The sequence below is a fragment of the Monashia sp. HAY1-11D genome (assembly GCF_056868035.1).
In genome coordinates this window covers 891756-915105 of the sequence record NZ_CP200320.1, presented here as the reverse complement: position 1 = coordinate 915105, position 23350 = coordinate 891756, and the positions used below count along the sequence as shown (strand labels likewise).

20 protein-coding genes, 1 tRNA gene and 1 pseudogene are annotated in these 23350 nt (G+C 71.7%); 14 read left to right on the top strand and 8 right to left on the bottom strand.

The window, feature by feature from the left end; translation table 11 throughout:
* Positions 1–120: 120 nt before the first annotated feature.
* A complete protein-coding gene (gene gabT, locus AC1VM9_RS04180) occupies positions 121–1458 on the top strand; it encodes a 4-aminobutyrate--2-oxoglutarate transaminase (protein WP_481340471.1) in 1338 nt (445 codons plus the stop codon).
* 153 nt (positions 1459–1611) lie between these two features.
* Here the strand turns inward: gabT and AC1VM9_RS04175 are convergent, their stop codons facing one another.
* The 3 genes from AC1VM9_RS04175 to AC1VM9_RS04165 form a co-directional block, all read right to left on the bottom strand.
* On the bottom strand, positions 1612–2607 hold the full coding sequence (locus AC1VM9_RS04175; RefSeq protein WP_483121360.1) for a DUF559 domain-containing protein: 996 nt from the start codon (positions 2605–2607) through the stop codon (positions 1612–1614).
* Positions 2608–2851: 244 nt separating this feature from the next.
* Positions 2852–3676, bottom strand: coding sequence for an SGNH/GDSL hydrolase family protein (locus AC1VM9_RS04170; protein WP_481340475.1), 825 nt, complete (start codon positions 3674–3676; stop codon positions 2852–2854).
* Positions 3673–4350 (bottom strand): uracil-DNA glycosylase, encoded by a 678-nt coding sequence (locus AC1VM9_RS04165; RefSeq protein ID WP_483121358.1) that lies wholly within the window; start codon positions 4348–4350, stop codon positions 3673–3675. Before AC1VM9_RS04165 ends, AC1VM9_RS04170 begins: the two co-directional genes overlap by 4 nt.
* Positions 4351–4395: 45 nt before the next feature.
* Between AC1VM9_RS04165 and AC1VM9_RS04160 the strand changes: the two genes are divergently transcribed.
* The 6 genes from AC1VM9_RS04160 (at position 4396) to AC1VM9_RS04135 (ending at position 9963) form a co-directional block, all read left to right on the top strand.
* On the top strand, positions 4396–5577 hold the full coding sequence (locus AC1VM9_RS04160; RefSeq protein WP_483121356.1) for an N-acetylglucosamine-6-phosphate deacetylase: 1182 nt from the start codon (positions 4396–4398) through the stop codon (positions 5575–5577).
* Positions 5578–5602: 25 nt separating this feature from the next.
* Positions 5603–6250, top strand: a complete 648-nt coding sequence (locus AC1VM9_RS04155; protein ID WP_481340481.1) for an HAD family hydrolase — start codon at positions 5603–5605, stop codon at positions 6248–6250.
* 88 nt (positions 6251–6338) lie between these two features.
* Positions 6339–7700, top strand: a complete 1362-nt coding sequence (locus AC1VM9_RS04150) for a pyridoxal phosphate-dependent decarboxylase family protein (RefSeq protein WP_481340483.1) — start codon at positions 6339–6341, stop codon at positions 7698–7700.
* A 350-nt stretch (positions 7701–8050) separates the two neighbouring features.
* On the top strand, positions 8051–8350 hold the full coding sequence (locus AC1VM9_RS04145; RefSeq protein ID WP_483121354.1) for a DUF3263 domain-containing protein: 300 nt from the start codon (positions 8051–8053) through the stop codon (positions 8348–8350).
* A gap of 87 nt (positions 8351–8437) precedes the next feature.
* Entirely contained in the window at positions 8438–8902 is a 465-nt protein-coding gene (locus tag AC1VM9_RS04140) for an N-acetyltransferase family protein (protein ID WP_481340487.1), read from the top strand.
* Positions 8899–9963 (top strand): P1 family peptidase, encoded by a 1065-nt coding sequence (locus AC1VM9_RS04135; protein WP_483121351.1) that lies wholly within the window; start codon positions 8899–8901, stop codon positions 9961–9963. The genes AC1VM9_RS04140 and AC1VM9_RS04135 overlap by 4 nt, the downstream gene beginning before the upstream one ends.
* 51 nt (positions 9964–10014) lie before the next feature.
* Here AC1VM9_RS04135 and AC1VM9_RS04130 read toward each other — a convergent pair whose 3' ends face one another.
* Positions 10015–11526 carry an MBL fold metallo-hydrolase gene (locus tag AC1VM9_RS04130; protein ID WP_483121349.1) on the bottom strand — a complete coding sequence of 504 codons (1512 nt, stop codon included), beginning with the start codon at positions 11524–11526 and terminating at the stop codon, positions 10015–10017.
* On the opposite strand from AC1VM9_RS04130, the gene AC1VM9_RS04125 reads away from it, so the two are divergent.
* Together AC1VM9_RS04125 and groL are read left to right on the top strand one after the other, a co-directional pair.
* Complete coding sequence (locus AC1VM9_RS04125) at positions 11525–11959, top strand: HIT family protein (RefSeq protein ID WP_481340493.1); 435 nt, start codon at positions 11525–11527, stop codon at positions 11957–11959. The two genes, AC1VM9_RS04130 and AC1VM9_RS04125, sit on opposite strands and share 2 nt — an antisense overlap.
* A 239-nt stretch (positions 11960–12198) precedes the next feature.
* Entirely contained in the window at positions 12199–13827 is a 1629-nt protein-coding gene (gene groL / locus AC1VM9_RS04120; RefSeq protein WP_481340495.1) for a chaperonin GroEL, read from the top strand.
* A gap of 90 nt (positions 13828–13917) precedes the next feature.
* Here the strand turns inward: groL and AC1VM9_RS04115 are convergent, their stop codons facing one another.
* Positions 13918–14208 carry a WXG100 family type VII secretion target gene (locus AC1VM9_RS04115; RefSeq protein ID WP_483121347.1) on the bottom strand — a complete coding sequence of 97 codons (291 nt, stop codon included), beginning with the start codon at positions 14206–14208 and terminating at the stop codon, positions 13918–13920.
* A 133-nt stretch (positions 14209–14341) separates the two neighbouring features.
* Between AC1VM9_RS04115 and AC1VM9_RS04110 the strand changes: the two genes are divergently transcribed.
* Positions 14342–15115: a DUF4031 domain-containing protein gene (locus AC1VM9_RS04110; RefSeq protein WP_483121346.1), complete on the top strand. Its 774-nt coding sequence runs from the start codon at positions 14342–14344 to the stop codon at positions 15113–15115.
* Positions 15116–15189: 74 nt separating this feature from the next.
* Positions 15190–16674 (top strand): NAD-dependent malic enzyme, encoded by a 1485-nt coding sequence (locus tag AC1VM9_RS04105; RefSeq protein WP_483121344.1) that lies wholly within the window; start codon positions 15190–15192, stop codon positions 16672–16674.
* A gap of 27 nt (positions 16675–16701) precedes the next feature.
* Here AC1VM9_RS04105 and AC1VM9_RS04100 read toward each other — a convergent pair whose 3' ends face one another.
* A complete protein-coding gene (locus tag AC1VM9_RS04100; protein ID WP_481340503.1) occupies positions 16702–17196 on the bottom strand; it encodes a YajQ family cyclic di-GMP-binding protein in 495 nt (164 codons plus the stop codon).
* Positions 17197–17362: 166 nt separating this feature from the next.
* Here AC1VM9_RS04100 and AC1VM9_RS04095 point away from each other — a divergent pair.
* A tRNA-Tyr gene (locus AC1VM9_RS04095) sits at positions 17363–17443 on the top strand.
* A 145-nt stretch (positions 17444–17588) separates the two neighbouring features.
* Positions 17589–17945 (top strand): AAA family ATPase, encoded by a 357-nt coding sequence (locus AC1VM9_RS04090; RefSeq protein WP_483121342.1) that lies wholly within the window; start codon positions 17589–17591, stop codon positions 17943–17945.
* Positions 17946–18060: 115 nt separating this feature from the next.
* Here the strand turns inward: AC1VM9_RS04090 and AC1VM9_RS04085 are convergent, their stop codons facing one another.
* Together AC1VM9_RS04085 and AC1VM9_RS04080 are read right to left on the bottom strand one after the other, a co-directional pair.
* The gene (locus tag AC1VM9_RS04085) at positions 18061–19644 is read right to left on the bottom strand and encodes an FMN-binding glutamate synthase family protein (protein ID WP_483121340.1); all 1584 of its coding nucleotides are present in this window, start codon (positions 19642–19644) and stop codon (positions 18061–18063) included.
* Between the two features lie 106 nt (positions 19645–19750).
* Positions 19751–19924: pseudogene (locus tag AC1VM9_RS04080) on the bottom strand (response regulator); the annotation flags it as partial.
* A gap of 926 nt (positions 19925–20850) precedes the next feature.
* On the opposite strand from AC1VM9_RS04080, the gene AC1VM9_RS04075 reads away from it, so the two are divergent.
* On the top strand, positions 20851–23268 hold the full coding sequence (locus tag AC1VM9_RS04075) for a GmrSD restriction endonuclease domain-containing protein (RefSeq protein ID WP_483121339.1): 2418 nt from the start codon (positions 20851–20853) through the stop codon (positions 23266–23268).
* Positions 23269–23350: the final 82 nt, after the last annotated feature.

Genomic DNA, 23350 nt, shown 5'->3' with positions numbered 1-23350 from the left:
CGAACGGCGGTCCACACCGCTGACTCCGTGACCGGATGCGCCGTCCGTGCACGGAATGAGTGGTCCGGGGCGCCCTCTCCCGCTTTCCGGAACGCCGTTGCGGACGGCATACTGACGCGCATGAGCAGCGTCCCCCAGCAGCGCGTCCTCAAGACCGCGATCCCCGGCCCCCGCTCGGTCGAGCTCCAGCATCGCAAGGCGGCGGCCGTGTCCGCCGGCGTCTCCACCGGTCTGCCGGTGTACGTCGAGAAGGCCGGCGGGGGCATCCTCGTCGACGCCGACGGCAACCAGCTCATCGACTTCGGCTCCGGCATCGCCGTCACGACCGTCGGCAACGCCGCACCGCGCGTCGTCGAGCGGGTGACCGAGCAGGTGCAGGACTTCACCCACACGTGCTTCATGGTCACGCCGTACGAGGAGTACCTCGAGGTCGCCGAGGCCCTCAACGAGCTGACGCCGGGTGACCACGAGAAGCGCTCGGCCCTGTTCAACTCCGGCGCCGAGGCCGTCGAGAACGCCGTGAAGGTCGCGCGCCACTACACCGGCCGCAACGCCGTCGTCGCCTTCGACCACGCCTACCACGGCCGCACCAACCTCACCATGGCCCTGACGGCCAAGAACATGCCGTACAAGCACCGGTTCGGGCCCTTCGCCGGCGAGGTGTACCGGGTGCCGATGAGCTACCCGTTCCGCTGGCCGGGCGGCCCGGCCGACTGCGCGAAGGAGTCGTTCGACGTCTTCGTGTCGCAGGTCCACGCCCAGGTCGGCGAGGACAACCTCGCGGCGGTCATCCTCGAGCCGATCCAGGGGGAGGGCGGCTTCATCGTCCCGGCTCCGGGCTTCGTCAGGCAGGTCGCGCAGTGGTGCCGCGAGAACGGGGTCGTCTTCATCGCCGACGAGGTGCAGACCGGGTTCTGCCGAACCGGTGACTGGTTCGCCAGCGAGCACGAGGACGTCGTGCCCGACCTCATCACCACGGCGAAGGGCATGGCGGGTGGTCTGCCGCTCGCCGGCGTCACCGGCCGGGCCGAGATCATGGACGCCGTGCACGGTGGCGGGCTCGGCGGCACGTACGGTGGCAACCCGGTCGCCTGCGCGTCGGCCCTCGGCGCCATCGAGACGATGAGGACCGAGGACCTCTGCGGCCGCGCCAAGCAGGTCGAGGCGCTCTTCGTGCCGCGGCTCGAGGCGCTCGCCGCGCGGTACCCGCAGATCGGCGACATCCGTGGCCGCGGCGCGATGCTCGCCGTCGAGCTCGTCAACGGAGAGGGCGACCTCACGCCGAACGCTGCCCTCACCGCCGCCGTCAACAAGGCCTGCCACGCCGCCGGCCTCGTCACGCTGACGTGCGGGACGTACGGGAACGTCTTCCGCTTCCTGCCGCCGCTCGCCGCGAGCGATGCGCTGCTGTCCGAAGGTCTCGACGTCTTCGAGGAGGCGTTCGCCGCCAGCATCTGACAGGCTGGCTGACGCATCGAGGCCGACCCGCGTTCGTGGCGGGCCGGCCTCTGCGCGTCCCGGCTCCGCCCGCCTGCGCCTCTCGCCCATTCACGGACGCTTCGATCCGGGACCGAGGACGGACCTTCGCCGGGCTGACGGCTGGCCCCGTGCTCAGGCCACGACCGCGCGGGGCCGAAGGTCCGTCATGCGTCCCGACTCGTCGCCCCGCGACCGGCCCCGGCCCTCGGCGACGCGTCGCCGGACCGTCCGCTCGATGACGCGCGCGACCCACTCCGGCCGCAGCATCACCTGCTCCCACGAGAAACGGAGCACGAGCCAGCCGCGGGCCACGAGCTCGTCATAGCGCTCGCAGTCACGACCCAGGGCCGCCCGCTCGCCGTGGAACTCGAAGCTGTCGGCCTCCAGGACGATGCCGAGGGCCTCGTCGGCGAGGTCGACGCGGGCGTAGAAGTCGTCGTACCGGATCCGGTGCTGCGGTTCCCAGCACGTTCCGTCGACGCCGAGCGCGATGGCGCGCAGCACCGACTCGAACGGGTTGGCCGCCTTCGCCGTGGCGTGTCGTTCGACGGCGAGCACGCGTGCCCGGTGCCGTGGGCCGAGACGTGCCGTCGCCGAGACGACGACCTGGCGGGGCAGCCCGCTGCGCAGCGCGGAGTCGAAGACCGACAGCGCCTCGTCGAAGGGAAGGTCGAGGCAGCAGTCGATGACGGTGCGCACCGGCGTCGTCACCCAGCCGCCGGAGACGTCGGACGGGTCCAGGTTTCGGCGGTGCAGCGTCGACAGGCCCTCCGCGCTCGCACGCAGCTTGCGGTTCGCCGGGATCGCGACGTCGGGGAGGGGCGGCGAGCACTTGACCTTCCAGCCCCAGTGCAGCGCGGCGGTGCGATGCGACGCGACGCCGGTCAGGCGGCGGGCCACCACCCGGCCGTCGTGGGCGCCCGCGAGCGTGTAGACGCCCCGGGCCGGGTGCCGGACCACGCCCTCCTCGGTGGCGCGGGCGATGAGGCGCCAGGACACTGCCCGGCGCAGCTCGCGCCACGTGCAGGTGCCGCCCAGTCGGTGGACGGCAGTCGCGACGTCGGCCGTCGTGCGGCGTCGGGCCCGTCGCCGGGCGGACGCGGCGCCGGTGGAGTCGTCGGTGGACATGACCTGAGGCTGCCAACGCGCGACGGGGGCTCGCCGGCGTCGTCCACAGCCACTGGGGAACGGTGACGTACTTCGGCGCCCGACGGCGCGGCCCCGTGCTCAGCCGAAGGCTCTCCCGTCGTGAGCCTCCGTCATCGGTCCCGCTCGGCGGCCGTCCGGACGCGGGGTCAGTCGCCCGCGGCGGTCGGCGCGGCGGTCGGCGCGGCGGTCGGCGCGGCGGTCGGCGCGGCGGTCGGCGCGGCGGTCAGTCCGGCTCGACGGGCGTGACGTCGGGGCGCTTGGCCGAGCGATGGTCGCCCGAGGAGCGGCCGGTGAGGCGCCGGTGCACCCACGGCCCGACGTACTCGCGGGCCCACTGCGCGTTGGCCTGGAGCGCCTCGCGGCGGCTGATCGGGGGAGCCGGGTCGAGCGGCGTCTCCCACCCTGCCTCCGACGGCGTGTGCCCGAGCGCCTCGAGGGCGGCGAGGGAGACGCGACGGTGCCCCTCGGTGGTCATGTGGATGCGGTCCTCGGACCACATGCGCCAGTCGCGCAGCGCGTGCAGGCCCCACTGGTCGATGACGTGGGCGCCGTTGCGGCGAGCGATGCTCCAGATGTTGGCCGAGTGGATCGCGGCCCGGCCACGGGTGGCCTTGACGAGGGGCGCGTCCGCGGGGTCGACGGGCGTGGCCATGAGGACGTCGGCGCCGGTGGCGCGGATGCGGGCCACGGCGACCTCGAGCCGCGCGGCGAGGCCGTCGAGGTCGGCCTTCGGCCGCAGGATGTCGTTGCCGCCGCCGACGATGCTGACGAGGTCGGGCTCGAGGGCGAGGGCGTCGTCGAGCTGCGGGCCGACGACGTCGGCGAGCTTGCGGCCGCGGACGGCGAGGTTGGCGTAGCCGAAGTCCTGCCCGGCCGCCGAGGCGATGCCGGACAGGTGGGCGGCGAGCCGGTCGGCCCAGCCGGCGAACTCGCCGTCGTGGGCGAAGGCCGGGTCGTCGTCGCACATCCCCTCGGTGAACGAGTCGCCGATCGCGACGTAGCGGGTCCAGACGCGCGGCACGTGCACGCCGGGTGCCGGCTGGGTCATGACAGCCTCCAGTCGATGGGGTCGGCGCCCTGCCGGGCGAGCAGCTCGTTGGTGCGGCTGAAGGGCCGCGAGCCGAAGAAGCCGGAGCGGGCGGACAGCGGCGAGGGGTGGGCGGACTCGATGCGGGGCACGTCGCCGAGCATCGGTGCGAGCGACTGCGCCTGACGGCCCCAGAGGATGGCCACGAGGGGCCCGCCGCGGCTCACGAGGGCCGAGATCGCCTGTGCCGTCACGGTCTCCCAGCCCTTGCCCTGGTGGCTGGCGGGCTTGCCCGGGCGGACCGTGAGCACCCGGTTGAGCAGCATGACGCCGCGCTCGAACCACGGCGAGAGGTCGCCGTTCGAGGGCGTCGGCAGGCTCAGGTCGGTACCCAGCTCCTGGTAGATGTTCTGCAGCGACCGAGGCACCGGCCGCACGTCCGGGGCGACGCTGAAGCTGAGGCCGACCGGGTGGCCGGGTGTCGGGTACGGGTCCTGCCCGACGACGAGGACCCGGACGTCGGGCAGTGGCAGCCGGAAGGCGCGGAGGACGTCCTCGCCCGCGGGGAGGTAGCGGCGACCGGCCTGGACCTCGGCGCGGAGGAACTCGCCCATGGCGGCGATGGTGTCCGCGACCGGCTCGAGGGCGGGCGCCCACGTCGGGTGGACGAGATCGCTCAGGGGACGCGCTGGCACGGCCCACACGCTACAGCCGCGGCGCGTGCGACAGAATCGACCCCGATGGAGCTCACCCTGCGCGGCCCTGCCCTCGTCGACGACGTCGTCCTGCCCGACGTCCTCGTCCGGGTCGCGGGCGACCGCGTCCTCGACGTCACCCCCGCGGACCGCGAGGTCCCCCACGCCTCCCGGGGGTCCGGAGCGTCCGGCGGTCCGGTCGAGCGTGTCGAGGGGACGCTGCTGCCCGGGTTCGTCGACATCCACTGCCACGGCGGCGGTGGGACGGCGTTCACCGACCTGCGGGACGAGGCGGCCGCCGCGACCGCCCGCCACCACCACGAGCGCGGTTCGACGAGCGTCGTGGCGAGCCTGGTGACGATGTCGCCCGCCGACCTCGAGCGCGGGGTCGCGATGCTGGCCGAGCTCGCCGACGACGGGCTCGTCGAGGGCATCCACCTCGAGGGGCCGTGGCTGTCCGAGGCCCGCTGCGGCGCCCACGACCCGACGCTGTTGCGCGACCCCTCGCTCGCCGAGGTCGAGCGCCTCCTGCACCTCGGTCGCGGCCACGTGCGCCAGGTGACGGTGGCGCCCGAGCGCTCGCACGGCCTCGACCTCGTCCGCTGGCTCACCGACGCCGGAGTCCACGCCGCGGTCGGCCACACGACCGCGACGTTCCCGCAGGTGGAGCAGGCCCTCGCCGCCGGTGCCGACATCGCGACCCACCTGTTCAACGGCATGGACCCGTGGCACCACCGCGAACCCGGCGCCGTCGCCGCGATGCTCCGGGCCGCCGCGCGCGGCACGGCCACCGTCGAGCTCATCGCCGACGGCGCGCACGTCTCCGACGACACGACCCGCACCGTCCTCGACCTCGTCGGCCCGGACCGGGTGGCCTTCGTGTCCGACGCGATGGCCGCGGCCGGCGTGGGCGACGGCTCGTACGTGCTCGGGGGGCTCGATGTGGTCGTTCGCGACGCGGTGGCCCGCCTCGCGCGCGACCCCGACGGCACGGCTCCGGGTTCCATCGCGGGCGGCACGAGCCACGTGGCAGACCTCGTCACGCGCGCCGTGGCTTCGGGTGTGCCGTTGGCGGACGCCGCGCGCAGCGGGTCCGGCACGCCGGCCCGGGCCCTCGGGCTGCACGGACGCGGCACCATCGCCGCGGGCGCCCGCGCTGACCTCGTCGTCGTCGACGCGGCCGGCCGGGTGCGGCGAGTCATGCGGGGCGGGCGCTGGCTCGGCTGAGCGTGGCAGGCCCTAGGCTCGCCCGGTGAACTCTCCCCGCTGGACCACCGCCGTCTTCGACCTCGACGGCACCCTCGCAGACACGATCCCCCTCATCGTGGACTCGTACCAGCACGCCTTCCGCAGCGTGCTGGGGCGTGAGGAGGACCCCGACGTCATCCGCTCGTGGATCGGCCGCCCGCTCATCAACGCCTTCCGCGACCACTCGCCGGAGCACGCCGACGAGCTCTACGACACCTACCTGCGGTGGAACGCCGACAACACCGAGCGGCTCATCCGCGGCTACGACGGGGTCCGTGAGGTCCTCGGCGACCTGCGCGGCGCCGGCGTCCGCGTCGGGGTGGCCACCTCGAAGCGTCGCGACTCCGCGCAGCAGGCCATGGACATCCTCGGGCTCGCCGAGCACGTCGAGGTCCTCGTGGCGATGGAGGACACCGAGCGGCACAAGCCGGACCCGACCCCGATCCTGTCCTGCCTCGAGCGCCTCGGCCGCGGCTCCAACGACGCCGTGTACGTCGGGGACGCCGTCGTCGACGTCCTCGCCGGCAAGGCGGCGGGCGTCGACACCCTCGCGGTGACGTGGGGTGCGGGCACGACCGAGGCCCTCCACGGCGTGCGTCCGACCGTCTTCGCGCACGACGCGGCGGGGCTGCGGGACGCCCTGCTCGGCTGAGCAGGGCGGGCCGCGCGACCCCGGCGCCCGGCCCGCACGTCGGTCGCGGCGTGTCGGAGGACGCCACGCCAGGCCCTAGCATCGGCGCGTGCACAGCTTCGACAAGGACGCCGACCACCTCGCCGTCGACAAGGTCCTGAGCTACGCGCGGGAGCGCCTCCTCATGGACCCCATCCCGTTGGACGGGGCCCAGACCGAGGAGTACCTCCAGGCGGCCGTCGGTCAGACGATCACCCCGGCCGGCCTCGGACCGACGCGCGCGATGGAGCTGTTCGAGCACACGCTCGCACCGGCCTGCCTGTCCACCGACCACCCGCGCTACCTGTCCTTCATCCCGTGCGCCCCGACGCGGGAGGCGGCGGCCTTCGACGTCGTCGTCGGCGCGTCCTCGATCTACGGCGGCTCGTGGATGGAGGGCGCCGGGGCGATCTATGCCGAGAACCAGGCGCTGCGCTGGATCGCCGACCTCGCTGGCCTGCCCGAGTCGGCCGGTGGCGTGTTCGTCCCCGGGGGCACGGTCGGCAACCTGTCCGCCCTCGTCGTGGCCCGTCACACGGCCCGGGCCCGCGCGACCGAGGCCGGCACGGGCGCGCGTCCGTACCGCATCGCCGCGACCGACAACGCCCACTCGTCGGTCGTCTCGATGGCCGCCGTCATGGACGCCGAGGTCGTGGGCGTGCCCGTCGACGAGAAGCTGCGCCTCACCGGACCCGAGCTGCGACGCGTCCTCGAGGAGCACGGGCCCGACACGTTCTTCGCCGTCGTCGCGACGTCCGGGACGACGAACTTCGGCGTCGTCGACGACCTCGCGGCGGTCGCCGAAGTGTGCCAGGAGTACGGCATCTGGCTGCACGTCGACGGTGCCTACGGCGGTGCGGGCCTCGCGGCGCCTTCGGTGCGCCACCTCTTCGCGGGCATCGAGCACGCCGACTCCTTCATCGTCGACCCCCACAAGTGGCTCTTCGCGCCGTTCGACTGCTGCGCCCTGCTCTACCGCGACCCGACGCTGGCCCGCATCGCACACACCCAGGAGGCCGGGTACCTCGACGTGCTGACGTCGGCGCCCGAGTGGAACCCGACCGACTACTCGATCGGCCTGACGCGGCGGGCCAGGGGCCTGCCGTTCTGGTACTCGCTCGCGGTCCACGGCACCGATGCCTACGTCGAGGCGATCGAGAGCACGCTCGAGGTGACCCGCTTCGCTGCCGAGGAGGTCGGGCGGCGGCCCTACCTGGAGGTCGTCCGCGAGCCCGACCTGTCGGTCGTGGTGTTCCGACGCCGCGGCTGGGGCCCCCAGGACTACGCGGCGTGGACCGACCGGCTGCTCGCCCAGGAGTTCGCCTTCGTCGTGCCGACGACGTTCCGCGGCGAGACGCTGACGCGCTTCGCCATCGTCAACCCGCACACGACCAAGGAGGACGTCTCGGCGATCCTCGATACGATGTCCTGACGCCCGAGGGCCGGACGCGTGGCCCTGTGACCGCTGGGGCCGCTGGGGCCGCTGGGGCCGCTGGGGCCGCTGGGGCCGCTGGGGCCGATGTGGCTGCGGTGACGATGGCTCCGTCGAAGCCGCGGCCGGAACGCGACGACACCCCGGCGAGCCGCCACGCGGCTGAATGACACCCTTGTCATTTGCGTCTAGGGTTGGCCCCGGAGCCAACGCAGCAGCACTCGTGCTGCTCGACGTCACCGGGGGTGGTCGGCACCGGCGCGGCGCAGCCCGCGTCGGCGGTCGGCCCACAGCGGGACCAGCACGACAGCACGACAGCGACCGAGCAATCGACGCGACGAGACGGGGACATGAGCACAGAACACGCCACGGCGCAGCCGCACCGCCACGACTCCGGGGGCGGCCTGAGCGACCGCGATCTCGAGATCCTGGCCTTCGAGCGCCAGTGGTGGAAGTACGCGGGCTCCAAGGAGCAGGCCATCAAGGAGCTGTTTGACATGAGCTCCACGCGCTACTACCAGGTGCTCAACGCCCTGCTCGACGACCCCCAGGCCCTCGAGGCCGACCCGATGCTCATCAAGCGCCTGCGCCGGATGCGCGCGAGCCGCCAGCGCGCCCGCACGAGCCGGCGCCTCGGCATCAACGTCTGACCCTCCCGCCGCGCCGCCCTCGTGCCGGCGCCGCGCGCACCACCCGACGTCTCGGCCTGCGCCTCGTCCGCGTGGTTCACTTCCCCCATGGCCGAGGTGACGATCCGCCGCGCCGGGGCCGACGACGCCTTCATCGTCGCCGCGCTGCACCTGCAGTTCGCCCGCGAGCTCGGCATGCCCTCGGAGCAGGGCTACCTCGACCGCTTCGTCGACGCGTGGCTGCAGGAGCGGCCGGACCGCCCGACGTGGATCGCCGAGAGCCGGGGGGAGCACGCCGGGATCCTCGAGACGCGCCGCATCCGGGCCCTGCCGTGGCCGGGCCGGCGTGACGTCAGCTGGCTGCACGTCGGCGGCCTCTTCGTCGCCCCGAGCTGCCGCGACCGCGGGGTGGGCAGGGCCCTGACCGAGGCGATGATCGAGTGGTCCCGCTCGACCGACGTCAAGTGGATCCGGCTCAACGCGCCCGACGCCCGGGCCCAGGAGTTCTACGAACGGCTCGGCTTCACCTCGCCCGGCACGCTCATGGAGTTCGACCTGAGGGACCCGTCATGACGCGCCCCGGCCCCACCAACTCCATCGTCGACGTCGCCGGGTTGCGCGTCGGGCACGCGACGCGCGACGAGGCCGGCTGGCTCACCGGGAGCACGGTCGTGCTGACCCCGCCCGGCGGTGCGGTCGCGGGGGTCGACGTGCGCGGCGGCGGCCCCGGCACCCGCGAGACCGACCTGCTCGACCCCCGCAACCTCGTCGATCGTGTCGACGCCGTCGTCCTCGGCGGTGGTTCGGCCATGGGTCTCGCGGCCGTCGACGGCGTGGCTCGGTGCCTGCTCGCCGACGGCCGGGGCTGGCCCATGGGGGAGGGGCGCGTCGTGCCGATCGTGCCGGGCGCGATCCTCTTCGACCTCGGCCGCGGCGGCACGTGGGAGCACCACCCCGGTGCCGACGAGGGCCGCGCCGCGTACGAGGCCGCGCGGCAGGCGTCCGTCGGCGAGGCGCCGGCGGCAGGCTGCGTCGGCGCGGGCACCGGTGCCAAGGCGGGTGGCCTCAAGGGCGGGATCGCCTCGGCCAGCGTCGTGCTCGAGTCGGGGGTGACCGTCGCGGCGCTCGTCGCAGTCAACGCGGTCGGCTCGGCCGTCGATCCCGACACCGGCGCCATCCACGGCGTCCGGTACGGCCTGGGCGACGAGTTCGCCGGCATCGGCGTGCCCTCCGCCACGGAGGTCGCCGCCGCCCGCGAGCGGGGTGACGCGCTCGCGGCAGCCGGGGTCGCCATGCCGGGCCTCGCGACGACCATCGGCGTCATCGCCACCGACGCGACGCTGACGAAGGCCCAGTGCGCCAAGCTCGCCGGCATCGGGCACGACGGCTTCGCCCGCGCCATCAAGCCGGTGCACACGCTCTTCGACGGCGACACGCTCTTCGCCCTCGCGACCGGCGCCGGCCCGGCGCCGGACCCGCTCGCCCTGACGGTGCTCATGGAGGCCGGTGCCGACGCCGTCGCCCGGGCCATCGCCCACGCGCTGCTCGCCGCGACGTCCGTCGACCGCACGGCCGAGGGCGGGGTGGCGCTGCGCTCCTGGCGCGACGCGTTCCCCTCCGCGGTCAGGGCCTGAACCCTCCGGGTCCCGACCAGTCCGCGCATCCGCTGGGCGCTCGGATGCGGCTCAGGGCAGCAGGTCCAGGTGCGCGTAGCCCCGCCGGAAGGCCTCGGCGAGCCCGGCCACCGGGTACGGCAGCCGCCGGTCCGGCTCTCGCACCGCGTCCTCGACGTCGACACCGGCGCTTCGGCGCTCGCGGATGACCGCGGCCACCGCGGCGACCTCGTCGCGTTGCCGCGCGACGAACCCCACGTCGACGGGCCGGCCGTGGCCGGGCACGACCACGGTTCGGTCCGAGGTCTCGACGAGGTGGGCTGCCAGGGTGTCGGCCCACTCCAGCGGCCACGAGTCGTCGCCGAAGGACGGGTGGGCGCTCTCCTCGACGAGGTCGCCCAGGAACAGGGCGTCGGTGTCGGGGACTGCGACAGCGACGTCGCCGTCGGTGTGGCCGCGTCCGTGCCAGGCCATCGTCACCACGCGGTCGCCGAGGTCGACGGTCGCGTGCGAGCCGAACGTCCGGTCCGGACGCCGGACCCGCGTGGCGAGGACGTCGACGACGTCCTCGGCCGTGTAGCCGGCCTCCGGGGCGTCGCCGGGGTCGGCCCGGAAGAGGGCCCTGATCCGATCGGCGTGGTCCTCGATGGTGCGGCCGACGTTGTCGTGGGCATGGACCGTCGCGTCGTCGAAGGCGATGTTGCCGAACGTGTGGTCGAAGTGGACGTGCGTGTTGACGACGTGGGTGACGACGATGTCGCGGCCGAGCCGGCGCACGTCGTCGAGGACCCGGCGGCCCTGCGTGCCGCTGCCCCGCGTGTCGACGACGACCGCGCCGTCCCGCCCGAGGACGAGGCCGACGTTGACGTCCCACTCGGGGTAGCGGGCGACGAGGACCCGGTCGGCGACCTCGATGAAACCGGTGGCTCGCCCCGGCGTGGTCCGCGTCGCGTCCTCCATGCGCGCCACGGTAGTGGTCCCGGTCCCGGGAGGCGCCCCGAGCCCGATTCGTCTAGTTTGGGGGGTCATGTCCTTCGACTCCGGGGCCCGCCCTCCACGCGCGAACCGTCGTCCCGTGCTCCTGCTGTCCGCCCTCGCGGCCATCGTCCTCGCCGGTGTCGGCGGGGTGACCTTCTTCTCCGGCGACAGCTGGCGTGACGAGGCGATGTCGTCCGGCGTGTTCCCGACCCTGCCCGGCGACGAGTTCTCCACGCCGCCGACCGACGAGCCGTGGTGGACCACGGCCGGCGACCCGCCGACGTCCGGCGGCCCCACGTCAGGGGTGGCGACCGCGACCGTGCTGCCGGTGACGGCGTCGCCGCCGTCCGCGACCTCCACGACGAGCGCCGTGCCGACGAGCACCGCACCGGAGCCCGGCCCGTCGGCGACGCGCGCACCCTCCACACCACCCTCGACCGGCACGCCGTCCCCCTCCTCGACGAGCGACCCGAGGCCCGGCCCCCGGCCGACGAAGACGACTCCGCCCTCCCCGACGCCGACCTCCTCGCCGACCTCGAGCGGCTCTGGCTGCTGGCTGCTCGTCATCTGCTGACGCGTCGCCGCGGCATGGGAGCCTGATCGCATGGACTGCGTCTTCTGCTCCATCGTCGCGGGTGACGTACCGGCCGACGTCGTGCTCGACGAGCCCGACCTGCTCGGCTTCCTCGACCGGCGACCGGTGTTCAAGGGACACGTGCTCCTCGTGCCACGCCGCCACGTCGACACCCTCCTCGACCTGCCGCAGCCGCTGCACGCGCCGTTGCTCGGGGCGGCGCAGCGGCTCGCCGGTGCCGTCGTCGAGGGGCTCGGCGCCCAGGGCAGCTTCGTGGCGATGAACAACGTCGTCAGCCAGTCGGTGCCGCACCTGCACGTGCACGTCGTGCCCCGGACCAAGGGCGACGGCCTGCGGGGCTTCTTCTGGCCGCGCACGACGTACGCGTCCGACGCCGAGTCGGCCGCCTATGCCGCCCGCCTCGCGGGAGCGTTGGCGCCGCCGGTGGCGCGCGCCGACGCCTGAGGCGCGCGTGATCACCGCGACGGCTCATCGGCGAACGGGTCGGCATCGTGGCCTGCTGTTTGCACTCTCCGGGTGAGAGTGCCAATAATGGCGTTAGCACTCTCCAGGTGGGAGTGACAGAACTGGGCCGCACGCCGAGGGCTCGGTCCCGCAGCGACGTGAGCTGCCGGGTCCGGTCCCATCCGTCGCGGGCGTCGTGCGGGCCGCCACCAACGATTCGCGTGGGAGGAACCACCCGAATGGCCAAGACCATTGCGTTTGACGAAGAGGCGCGTCGCGGCCTCGAGCGCGGCATGAACACCCTTGCCGACGCCGTCCGCGTCACGCTCGGCCCCAAGGGCCGCAACGTCGTCCTGGAGAAGAAGTGGGGCGCCCCCACCATCACCAACGACGGTGTCTCGATCGCCAAGGAGATCGAGCTCGACGACCCGTACGAGAAGATCGGTGCGGAGCTCGTCAAGGAGGTCGCCAAGAAGACCGACGACGTCGCCGGTGACGGCACGACGACGGCCACCGTCCTCGCCCAGGCCATGGTGAAGGAGGGCCTGCGCAACGTTGCCGCGGGCGCCAACCCGATGGCCCTCAAGCGCGGCATCGAGAAGGCCGTCGAGGCCGTCTCCGCGTCGCTGCTCGAGTCCGCCAAGGAGGTCGAGACCAAGGAGCAGATCGCCTCCACCGCCAGCATCTCGGCGGCCGACGAGGAGATCGGCGGCCTCATCGCCGAGGCGATGGACAAGGTCGGCAAGGAAGGCGTCATCACCGTCGAGGACTCCAACACCATGGGCCTCGAGCTGGAGATGACCGAGGGCATGCGCTTCGACAAGGGCTACATCTCGGCGTACTTCGTCACCGACACCGAGCGCATGGAGGCCGTCCTCGACGACGCCTACGTGCTCGTGGCCAACAGCAAGATCGGCAGCATCAAGGACCTCATCCCGCTGCTCGAGAAGGTCATGCAGTCCGGCAAGCCGCTGCTCATCATCGCCGAGGACATCGAGGGCGAGGCCCTGGCGACCCTCGTCGTCAACAAGATCAAGGGCACGTTCAAGTCCGTCGCCGTCAAGGCCCCGGGCTTCGGCGACCGTCGCAAGGCGATGCTCACCGACATCGCGATCCTCACCGGTGGCCAGGTCATCTCCGAGGAGGTCGGTCTCAAGCTCGAGAACGCCACCCTCGACCTGCTCGGCAAGGCGCGCAAGGTCGTCGTCACCAAGGACGAGACGACCATCGTCGAGGACGCCGAGGACCGCACGCAGATCGAGGGCCGCATCGCCCAGATCAAGGCCGAGATCGAGAAGTCGGACTCCGACTACGACCGCGAGAAGCTCCAGGAGCGCCTCGCCAAGCTCGCCGGCGGCGTCGCCGTCATCAAGGCGGGCGCGGCCACCGAGGTCGAGCTCAAGGAGCGCAAGCACCGCATCGAGGACGCCGTCCGCAACGCGAAGGCCGCCGTCGAGGAGGGCATCGTCGCCGGTGGTGGCGTCGCCCTCATCCAGGCCGCCAAGGCGCTCGACGCCCTCTCGCTCGAGGGTGACGAGGCCACCGGCGCGAACATCGTGCGCGTCGCGACCGAGGCCCCGCTCAAGCAGATCGCGATCAACGCCGGCCTCGAGGGCGGCGTCGTCGCGGAGAAGGTGCGCGGTCTCGCCCCCGGCCACGGCCTCAACGCCGCCACGGGCGCCTACGAGGACCTCCTCGAGGCGGGCATCATCGACCCGGTCAAGGTGACGCGTTCCGCGCTGCAGAACGCGGCGTCGATCGCGGCGCTGTTCCTCACGACCGAGGCCGTCATCGCCGACAAGCCGGAGAAGGCCGCTGCGGTCCCCGGCGGCGGTGACATGGACGGCATGGGCGGCATGGGCTTCTGAGCCCGCTCGCTCCACCGCACAGCACGCCCAGGAGGGCGGCTCCCCGGACGGGGAGCCGCCCTTCGGCGTCCTCCGCGGCAGACGCCCCGGTCAGCGGGCGAAGAGGGCGCGCGTCGCGGTCTCGTGCTCGGCGTAGGCCCGGGAGGCCGTGAGCGTCAGGCGCCCGACGTCGGCGAGCGACTCGGTCATCTGGGCCTGGACGCGCTGGTAGTCGGCCATGACCCGCTCGAACTCGGCCTTGGCCGGCCCCTGCCAGTCGCCGCCGAGGCCGGCGAGGCGGCCGCGCAGCTCGGCGGCGCTCGAGGTGATGCTGTCGGCGAGACGGTTGATGTCGGCCGCCGCGGCGGCGATGCGCTCGGTGTCGACGACGGAACGGGTCATGGGGTCCTCCTGCTCGATCGGGTGGCCGACCGGTCCGGTGGCCTCGTGTCCCGAGGCTAGGTCGGTGCCGCGGGAGGCGTCGGGCGTCATCCACAGCCGCGACCGTCGGGGTCCTGGCCTAGGCTCACGAGTCATGACCGTGTGGATCGACCAGCCGATCTGGCCCGCCCACGGTCGGCTCTTCGCGCACCTCGTCAGCGACACGTCCTACGACGAGCTGCACGCCGTCGCCCGCGCCGCGCAGCTGCACCCGAGGGCCTTCGACGGTGACCACTACGACGTGCCCGAGGGGCGCTGGCAGGACGCCGTCGAGGCCGGGGCCACCCCGACGTCGGGGGTCGACCTCGCCCGGCGGCTCAACGCGTCGGGGCTCCGGCTGCGCAAGCGCAAGCGTGACCGCGGCGTCCGTCGCATCCTCGACGTGCCCTTCCCCAACGGCGCGAGCGACGTCGACCTCGTGGCGTCCGACGAGCCGATGGACCCGCAGCGCGTGCTCGCCGCCATGGTGTTCGTCCGGGACCGGCGCGGGGACTTCGTCGTCGTCCACAGCGTGCGACGGGGGGAGTGGGGCTCGCCCGGCGGCTGGCGCGAGGCGGACGAGACGCCGGTCGAGAACGCCGTGCGCGAGACCTTCGAGGAGACCGGCCTGCGGCTGCGCCACCCGGAGGTGCTCCCTTGCGGCTACGAGCGCTTCACGCCACGCACCCCGGACAACCTCTTCACGCCGGACAAGCCGTTCCTCCAGGTGTTCCGCACGCGCCTCGACGCGGTCCGCCCGGCCATCACCGACGGCGACGACGGCATCCACGAGACGCGATGGGTGACCCCGCCCGAGTACGCGCAGCTGTGCAGCCACCTCTTCTGGTGGCCGCTCGCAGTCGAGGTGTTCCCTGACTTGCGCGGCTGAGGCGCCCGCGCGACGCTGAGCATCGGCTCGCACACCGACGTGCCGAACCTCCCCGACGACAGAGAGGTGCCCTCATGGCGTTGCCCAGCCCCGGCTACTCGATCACGGTGCGCGTGGAGGTGGCCGCCCGGGCCGACGCCACGGCGGGACTCGTCGCGGCGATCCAGGGGGCAGGCGGTTCGGTCACCGCCCTCGACATCGCCGAGTCGAGCCACGACCGCCTCGTCGTCGACGTCACGTGCAACGCTTCGGACGCGGACCACGCCGACCGCATCTCGACGGCGCTCGCCGCCCTGCCGGGCGTCTCGGTGCGCAAGGTGAGCGACCAGACGTTCCTCATGCACCTCGGCGGCAAGCTCGAGGTCATGCCGAAGGTGCCGCTCAAGCACCGCGACGACCTCGCCCGCGCCTACACCCCGGGCGTCGCCCGCATCTGCCAGGCCATCGCCGAGCACCCCGAGGACGTGCGGCACCTGACGATCAAGCGCAACACGGTCGCGGTCGTCACGGACGGGTCGGCGGTGCTGGGCCTCGGCAACATCGGGCCGGCCGCGGCGCTGCCCGTCATGGAGGGCAAGGCCGCGTTGTTCAAGCAGTTCGCCGGCGTCGACGCGTGGCCCGTCTGCCTCGACACGCAGGACACCGAGGAGATCATCCGCATCGTCAGGGCGATCGCCGTCGTCTACGGCGGCATCAACCTCGAGGACATCGCGGCGCCGCGGTGCTTCGAGATCGAGCGCCGACTGCGCGCCGAGCTCGACATCCCCGTCTTCCACGACGACCAGCACGGCACCGCGATCGTCGTGCTCGCCGCGCTGACGAACGCCCTGCGCGTCGTCGGCAAGTCCATCGCCGACGTCCGGATCGTCGTGAGCGGCGTCGGCGCGGCGGGCCACGCCATCATCGAGCTGCTCCTCGCCCAAGGCGCGACCGACATCGTCGCCTGCGGCAGCCAGGGCGTGCTGACCCACGGGGAGAGGTACGCGGACCCGGACCGCCAGTGGATCGCCGACCACACCAACGTGTCCGACGAGACGGGTTCACTGCGGGACGTCATCGCCGGGAGCGACGTCTTCATCGGCGTATCCGCGCCCAACCTGCTCACGGGTGCCGACATCGCGACGATGGCCGACGACGCGGTCGTCTTCGCCCTGGCCAACCCGGACCCGGAGGTCGACCCCGTCGAGGCGGGGGAGCACGCGGCCGTCGTGGCGACCGGGCGCTCGGACTACCCGAACCAGATCAACAACGTGCTGGCCTTCCCCGGGTTCTTCCGCGGCATGCTCGACGCTGGCTCCGCCCGCATCACGCAGGCGGTCATGGTCGCCGCCGCGACCGCCATTGCCGACGCCGTCTCCCCGGCCGAGCTCAACGCCAGCTACATCGTCCCGTCGGTGTTCGACCCGGTCGTCGCACCCGCCGTGGCGGCCGCCGTGCGCCATGCCGTCGAGGCGGAGGCCGACCCCGAGGCGGCGTCGCGGGCAGCGGCGGGCGCGGGGACGCAGACGGCGGCAGGCGCGAGCGTCGAGGCGGAGGCGGATGCTGCACGCCCGGCCTGACGGGCCGGGAGCGCCGCGCGACAGGCGTCAGCGATAGTTGGTGAAGTTGAGCGCGACGTCGAGGTCGGCCTCGCGCAGCATCTTCTGCACGGCCTGGAGGTCGTCGCGGGACTTGCTCGTGACGCGCAGCTCGTCGCCCTGGACCTGGCTCTTGACGCCCTTGGGGCCCTCGTCGCGGATCAGCTTGTTGATCTTCTTGGCGTTCTCCTGGGAGATGCCCTCCTTGAGCGGGGCGTCGAGGTGGTACTCCTTGCCCGAGACGCGCGGGCCGGCCTCCGGCAGGTCGAGGTGCTTGAGGCTGACCTTGCGCTTGACCAGATGCGTCTGGACGACGTCGAGGACCGCCTTGCAACGCTCCTCGGTGCTCGCCCTCATCTTGATGACCTCACCGGCCAGCTCGACCGACGCGCCGACGTTCTTGAAGTCGTAGCGCTGGGAGATCTCCTTGCTCGCGCTGTTGACCGCGTTCGCGACCTCCTGCTTGTCGTACTTGCTGACGATGTCGAACGAGGAGTCGGCCATCGGTGTGGCTCCTTCGGGGTAGGCGTGGGAGTCGGTTCGCGGAGGATGCGGGGGAGGGAGGCGGCCCGGCCGAGCGTCGGCCACGGTGCTCCCAAGGGTCCATTGTGGTGCCTGCGAACCCGATTCGGCGCACGCCCCATTCCTTGCTATCCTTCCGAGCGCACGAGGCAGGTTGTCCGAGCGGCCAATGGAAGCGGACTGTAAATCCGTCGCGAAAGCTACGAAGGTTCGAATCCTTCACCTGCCACCCAGTGCTCAGAAGGGCCTTTGACCAGCGGAAACGCCGGTCGGAGGCCCTTCCGCTGTGGTAGGGCACGTCCCGGCTCCGGCCCGCCGAGCAGCGGCTCCTCGACGCCGGCCGGGCGGTCGACGCGGCCACCGTCGACCCGAACGTGGCGGCCGGTGTCGCCGCGCAAGAACTGCCGGGTCGCGACCATCCGCTCTCGGCGGAGCAGGCCGACGCCGTGCGCCGCACCACGACCTCCGGGCGCAGCCTGGATGTCCTGGTCGGGCCGGCCGGCACGGGCAAGTCGACGACCATGGCCGGGGTCCGCGCCGTCTGGGAAACGCAGTTCGGGCCGGGCTCGGTGGTCGGGCTGGCCCCGTCCGCGGCCGCCGCGGAGGTGCTCGCCGACGCCGTCGGTGTCCCACCGAGAACACGACCAAATGGCTCACCGAGGCAAGACCTGACTGAGGTCCGGGACGAGCTGAAGCTTGAGGCGGTCGCGCGCGGATGGGAAGTCGACTGACGGTGAGTGAGCCTCCCGCAGGGGACGGGCGATGACGTTGTACGCGATGCGCGCTCGCCCCCACGCGACGGATCGGCGGTCGTGCTCACTCCTATGGCGCGATGTGGCGGCTACGTCATCCTGCTGCGGTCTCGGACGCGGGCGCGTTGCCGCCCTGCGGCGCCGTCTCGGTCATGATCCGGATGATCTCGGCGCAGTCGGCGTCCGACGGCATGCCCCAGAGAGGGTCGTAGTCGTAGACCTCGTGCAGCGGCGTCGAGGCTGTGCGTCCGTCGAGAATCTCCACGGCGCTGGTGCTGATAAGTCCCGGGTGCTCCACGCCGCAGGCCTCGGCCACCTTCAGGAGGTCCCTGCGCAGCGTCTTGATGTAGTTCGCTGCACGCACGGACTTGACCCCCGGGTCGAGACCGCGGGCGAGCCAGGGGCTCTGCGTGGCGACACCGGTGGGGCAGCCGTCGGTGTGGCATCGCTGCGCCTGGATGCACCCGATGGAGAGCATCGCCTCCCGAGCGACGTTGACCATGTCGCAGCCGAGGGCGAAGGCGATGACGGCATTGTCCGGCAGGCCGAGCTTTCCGCCACCGATGAACGTCACCTGTTTGTGAAGTCCCCGCTCCGCGAACATCCGGTACACCCTGGCGAACCCCACCTGGAACGGCAGCGAGACGCTATCGGTAAAGATCAGCGGCGCTGCGCCCGTCCCGCCCTCTCCTCCGTCGATCGTGACGAAGTCGACCCCACGGTCGGTCCGCGCCATGAGGCCGGTCAGCTCCTCCCAGAACACCAGATCACCGACCGCGGACTTGATGCCGACCGGAAGACCCGTCTCGGTCGCCAACATCTCGACCCAGTCGAGGAGGCTGTCAGTGTCGGAGAACTCCGCGTGCCGCGAGGGACTGACGCAGTCCACGCCGACCGGGACACCCCGCGTGGCGGCGATCTCGGGTGAGACCTTGGCAGCGGGCAGCAGCCCGCCCAGACCCGGCTTGGCTCCCTGGCTCAGCTTGATCTCGATGGCTCGCACCGGTGCGCTCACGAGGACCTCCTTGAGCCGGTCGAGGTCGAAGCGGCCGTCCTCGTCACGGCAGCCGAAGTACGCGGTGCCGATCTGGAAGATCAGTTCCCCTCCCTTGCGGTGATAGGGAGAGAGGCCGCCCTCTCCTGTGTTCTGCAGGCAGCCGGCGAGCGCCGCACCACGGTTGAGCGCCTCCACCGCAGGCCCGGAGAGCGAGCCGAAGCTCATCGCCGAGATGTTGACCACCGACGCGGGGCGGAAGGCGTGCCGCCGGCCTCTGGGGCCGCCGAGGACTTTGGCCGAGGGGAGGCTCACCTCCTGGCCCGCCGCCGGGCCTGACGGCGGCACAGCCCTTCCGAAGGTGCGGTGGTTGATGACGGGGTAGCCGGCCGTGAACTCCAGGTCGTTGTCGGTACCGAAGCCGAAGTAGTTGTTCTGCTTCTTGGCCGAGGCGTAGACCCACCGTCGCTGGTCGCGGGTGAACGGTCGCTCCTCGTTGTTGCCCGCCACGAGGTACTGGCGCAGCTCGGGGCCGATGGCCTCAAGGAGGTAGCGCGCATGCCCGACGACGGGGAAGTTGCGCAACAGAGAGTGCTCGCGTTGGAGAAGGTCGCGCGCCGCGAGGGCTGTCAGGGCAGACGCAGCGGCCGCACCGACGTACCCGGCTTTGGGGACGAGTCGCATAGGGTCCACTATGCGCTGGGCTGCTGCAGCGGTGCCATGGCTGGACGGTCCCCGGGCGGCGCCGTCCGACGCGGGACAATCGGCCGGGTCGAACCGCCGGCGCGACAAGCCTGTCGGTGGCCAGGCCCGGGTCCACCACCCGCAGGCGTGCGTCCACCCGGCGCACCGCGTCCGCGAGCTCGGCTGCCGGCGTGTCCTTCACGACGAGGCCCGGCGCCCCAGCCCGGAGCGCCCTCCGGAGGAATCCCGGTGGGCCGAACGTCGTGACGATGAGCACCCGCGCGCGATCGCCTTTCGATCATGCCGGTGGTAGGCGGCCTCGGCCATCCGCGTCACTTCGCCGCCTGCGACCTCACGTCGAGGAGTTCCACGCCGAAGACAGTCGTACTCGCGCCGGCCTCTCGGTGATGATGTCAACGACGCTGGCGCGAGTGAGCAGAACGGCCACGTAGTTCGCTGTTTGACGAGCAACGTGCTGCTTCAAGTACCAGTCGAGTGTCTCCGGACTGCCTTGCACGTCGCGGTTGGCACCTACGCGCAGCCAAGCTTTGCCCGCGAGGTAATCGACTGTTCCTTCGAGGCACGCCCACGAGAAGAACGTGGGCGTCCGCCTGGGACCGAATAGGAGAGTGACACCGCGAGAGTCGAGGCCCTGCACTGTGAACCGCGCCAGGCCCGTCGGGGTCAACAGTTCAGCACCTTCCTCGACGGAGGCACGAATTGCGTGCTGTACAGGCCCCTCCATGTGGGAATCATGGGCCGACCTCGATGGCGGGATCAAGGGCGGTGGGGAAGCCCCACTCGGCGACCGGCGCCCTACGAGGCCGGGTTCACCCCGCGGCCGTGACGCCCTCGGCAGCGCTTCGCTTCCGGCTAGCTCCCGAACTCGGCACTGGAGGCCCGCTTCTCCCTCGTTGACAAGCATCGGCGCGCCAGGCCGCACCAGAGAGCGGATGCCATGCCATGGGATGTTTCGTCGTGAAGTCATGTGTTGGGAGTCCAGCCTTCTCCACCGCGCGTGCTTCGTCACGGCGATGTTGGCCTGGCCCGCCCCTGTCTTGCTGCGGCCGCGGCGGGACGTAAGCGCGGCGGCGTGTCCGGATCGTCCGTTCCAGCCATGGCTCCGCGTTCCTCCGTGTCCGGGGACAGAATGCTGTTGGGCCCAACCAATGAGGGGTAGTCGTGGAGACGAACGTTCGTACACCGTTGGACATCTTCAACCTGCCGCAGCATCTGGTGATCCCGCTGTTCCAGCGCGCGTACGTGTGGGACGAGGACGAGCAGTGGCTGCCGCTGTGGCAGGACGTGCGCAGGCTGGCCGAGCACCGGCTGGTTAACCCGTACTCCTCCGCAAGCCACTTTCTGGGCGCGGTGGTCGTGCAGGCGCAGGACAACCAGACCGGAAACATACCGGGCCGGAATGTCATCGATGGCCAGCAGCGGCTGACGACCTTGCAGTTGCTCATGGACGCCGCCGGTTTGGTGTTGGAGGAGACCGGCCTCGACACGCTCTCCGGCCAGCTGGAGGTGCTCACTCACAACCTCGAGTTGTACATCGCCGGTGGTGACACACGCTTGAAGCTGCGACACACGAATCGGGACGGGTCTGCGTTCGATGAGGTGATGAACGCCGAACCCCCGGTCAACCACGACGCGCTGAGGCACTCCGGGTCATTGCTGGTTCGCGCGCACCGGTTCTTCGTGGCGTCGGTGAGCGACTGGTTGGGTGACCCGGGCGATCCCGGATACTTGGCGCGGGCGTCGACCTTGGTGCAGGTGCTGACTCGCGGCTTGCAGCTTGTGGTCATTGACCTGCAGGCGCAGGAGAACTCCCAGGAGATCTTCGAGACCCTGAACGCCCGAGGGACGCCCCTGACTGCCGCGGACTTGGTGAAGAACTTCGTGTTCCAGCGGCTTGAGGGCGAGGGCGTGGACACTCGTCGCGCCTACGCCGAAGACTGGCCCTTCGAGTCAAAGTTCTGGGAGACCGAGATCAGCGTTGGTCGGTACAACGTGTCGCGCAGCTCTCTGTTTCTCAACCAGTGGCTGGTTTCTCGGGTCGGGGAGGAGATCAGCCCAAAGTCGACGTTCACCCGGTTCAAGTACTACGTCGAGCACGAGGCCGGCCAGAAGATGAGCGAGCTACTGCCTGTCATCAAGGGACAGGCCGACCTCTACCGGGAGTGGACGCTCGCGGTAGCCGACCCGGACAGGGCGTTGACCCGGACCGAGATGGCCGTTTACCGGATGGGCGCTACGGGTGTCGAACTGCTCAAGCCGATCCTGTTGTGGCTGCACGACCCGGAGCTGGACATCCCTGGCGATGTTGCCAATGCGGTAATAGCGGCGACGGAGAGCTGGGTCATCCGACGACAGCTCCTGCGCTTGAACTCCGGCGACCTCGGGCGGGTGGTGACCGACCTGATCCGCACGCATAGGTCCAGCTCGCCGGAGACGCTCGCCGAGCGAGTCCGCACGCACCTGACGCGGTTGACGTCGGAGAGCACCTACTGGCCCGGCGACGACGAGATCCGCGCAGGCCTACTCTCCGAGAACGCCTACCGGCGCTTCCCCCGCGGCAGGCTGCGGATGCTGCTTGAGGCTGTCGAGGATGCCCTGCGGACCGCGCACAAGTACCCGCCGGTGCCGCGGCGCGGCTACCCGATCGAGCACGTCCTGCCCCAGCAATGGGAGCAGAACTGGCCGGTCGAGGGACTGGAGGCTCAGCTCAACCGGGGCGCCCACCTGCATCGTCTGGGCAACCTGACCCTGCTGACGGAGAGCCTCAACAGCTCGGTGTCCAACGGGCCATGGAGCCTCAAACGGGACAAGATCGCCAAGTACGACGTCTTCTTGATGAACCGTCAGTTCCACGCCCCCGCCACTGAAACTTGGGACGAGGAGCATATCGATGCGCGCACCCGGACCATGATCGATGAGCTGCTGAGGACCTGGCCGGTGCCCGAAGGACACAGCGGAGCGGTCACGCATACCGCCCCGAGCGACCAGGGATGGGTGGAGGTCAAACACCTACTCGCCGCGGGGCTTCTTCCCGCCGGCACCCGCCTCCGGCCCCGTCCCGGCCGGTGGGCAAGCACGGAGGCGGTAGTCGACTCCGACGGCCGCCTCGAGGTGGCCGGCCAGCACTTCGACACCCCCTCCGGCGCCGGAAAGCACGTCAAGGGCGCCATCACCAACGGGTGGACGTTCTGGCAGCTCGAGGACGGCCGCAGGCTGGCCGACGTGCGTTCGGTCTACCGCGGGGAGAGAACGGACCAGAAGCAGCCGACGCCACCCTTTGACTGGTCCGTGCTCCACGCCATGTTGGAGGCATTGCCTGAGGGCCGCTGGACGACGTACGGAGACCTCGCCGATGCGGTCGGCACGGCCCCACAACCACTCGGCGCACACATGATGAACTGCGCCCAGTGCTCAAACGCCTACCGGGTTCTGACCCATCAGTCGCGCGTTGCGCCCGGGTTCTCCTGGAGCGATCCCAACGACCGACGCGATCCGGCGCAGATCCTGGTGACCGAGGGAGTCACCTTCACAGCCGGGAAGGCTGATCCGGCCAAGCGGCTCACCAGTGATGACCTTGCCGCATTGGTTACCAAGGAGGCCTGAGCCTGGCTGGCGCTCGAGGAGCCCCCTATAGTGCCAGGCCTGACATCCCACGCGGCCCAAGTCGCCTCGATCACGCGCCGCC

Coding starts and splice junctions, on each gene's coding strand:
- gabT (WP_481340471.1), top strand. CDS start 121: ATGAGCAGCGTCCCCCAGCAGCGCGTCCTCAAGACCGCGATCCCCGGC.
- AC1VM9_RS04175 (WP_483121360.1), bottom strand. CDS start 2,607: ATGTCCACCGACGACTCCACCGGCGCCGCGTCCGCCCGGCGACGGGCC.
- AC1VM9_RS04170 (WP_481340475.1), bottom strand. CDS start 3,676: ATGACCCAGCCGGCACCCGGCGTGCACGTGCCGCGCGTCTGGACCCGC.
- AC1VM9_RS04160 (WP_483121356.1), top strand. CDS start 4,396: ATGGAGCTCACCCTGCGCGGCCCTGCCCTCGTCGACGACGTCGTCCTG.
- AC1VM9_RS04145 (WP_483121354.1), top strand. CDS start 8,051: ATGAGCACAGAACACGCCACGGCGCAGCCGCACCGCCACGACTCCGGG.
- AC1VM9_RS04140 (WP_481340487.1), top strand. CDS start 8,438: ATGGCCGAGGTGACGATCCGCCGCGCCGGGGCCGACGACGCCTTCATC.
- AC1VM9_RS04135 (WP_483121351.1), top strand. CDS start 8,899: ATGACGCGCCCCGGCCCCACCAACTCCATCGTCGACGTCGCCGGGTTG.
- AC1VM9_RS04125 (WP_481340493.1), top strand. CDS start 11,525: ATGGACTGCGTCTTCTGCTCCATCGTCGCGGGTGACGTACCGGCCGAC.
- AC1VM9_RS04130 (WP_483121349.1), bottom strand. CDS start 11,526: ATGCGATCAGGCTCCCATGCCGCGGCGACGCGTCAGCAGATGACGAGC.
- groL (WP_481340495.1), top strand. CDS start 12,199: ATGGCCAAGACCATTGCGTTTGACGAAGAGGCGCGTCGCGGCCTCGAG.
- AC1VM9_RS04115 (WP_483121347.1), bottom strand. CDS start 14,208: ATGACCCGTTCCGTCGTCGACACCGAGCGCATCGCCGCCGCGGCGGCC.
- AC1VM9_RS04110 (WP_483121346.1), top strand. CDS start 14,342: ATGACCGTGTGGATCGACCAGCCGATCTGGCCCGCCCACGGTCGGCTC.
- AC1VM9_RS04105 (WP_483121344.1), top strand. CDS start 15,190: ATGGCGTTGCCCAGCCCCGGCTACTCGATCACGGTGCGCGTGGAGGTG.
- AC1VM9_RS04100 (WP_481340503.1), bottom strand. CDS start 17,196: ATGGCCGACTCCTCGTTCGACATCGTCAGCAAGTACGACAAGCAGGAG.
- AC1VM9_RS04085 (WP_483121340.1), bottom strand. CDS start 19,644: ATGCGACTCGTCCCCAAAGCCGGGTACGTCGGTGCGGCCGCTGCGTCT.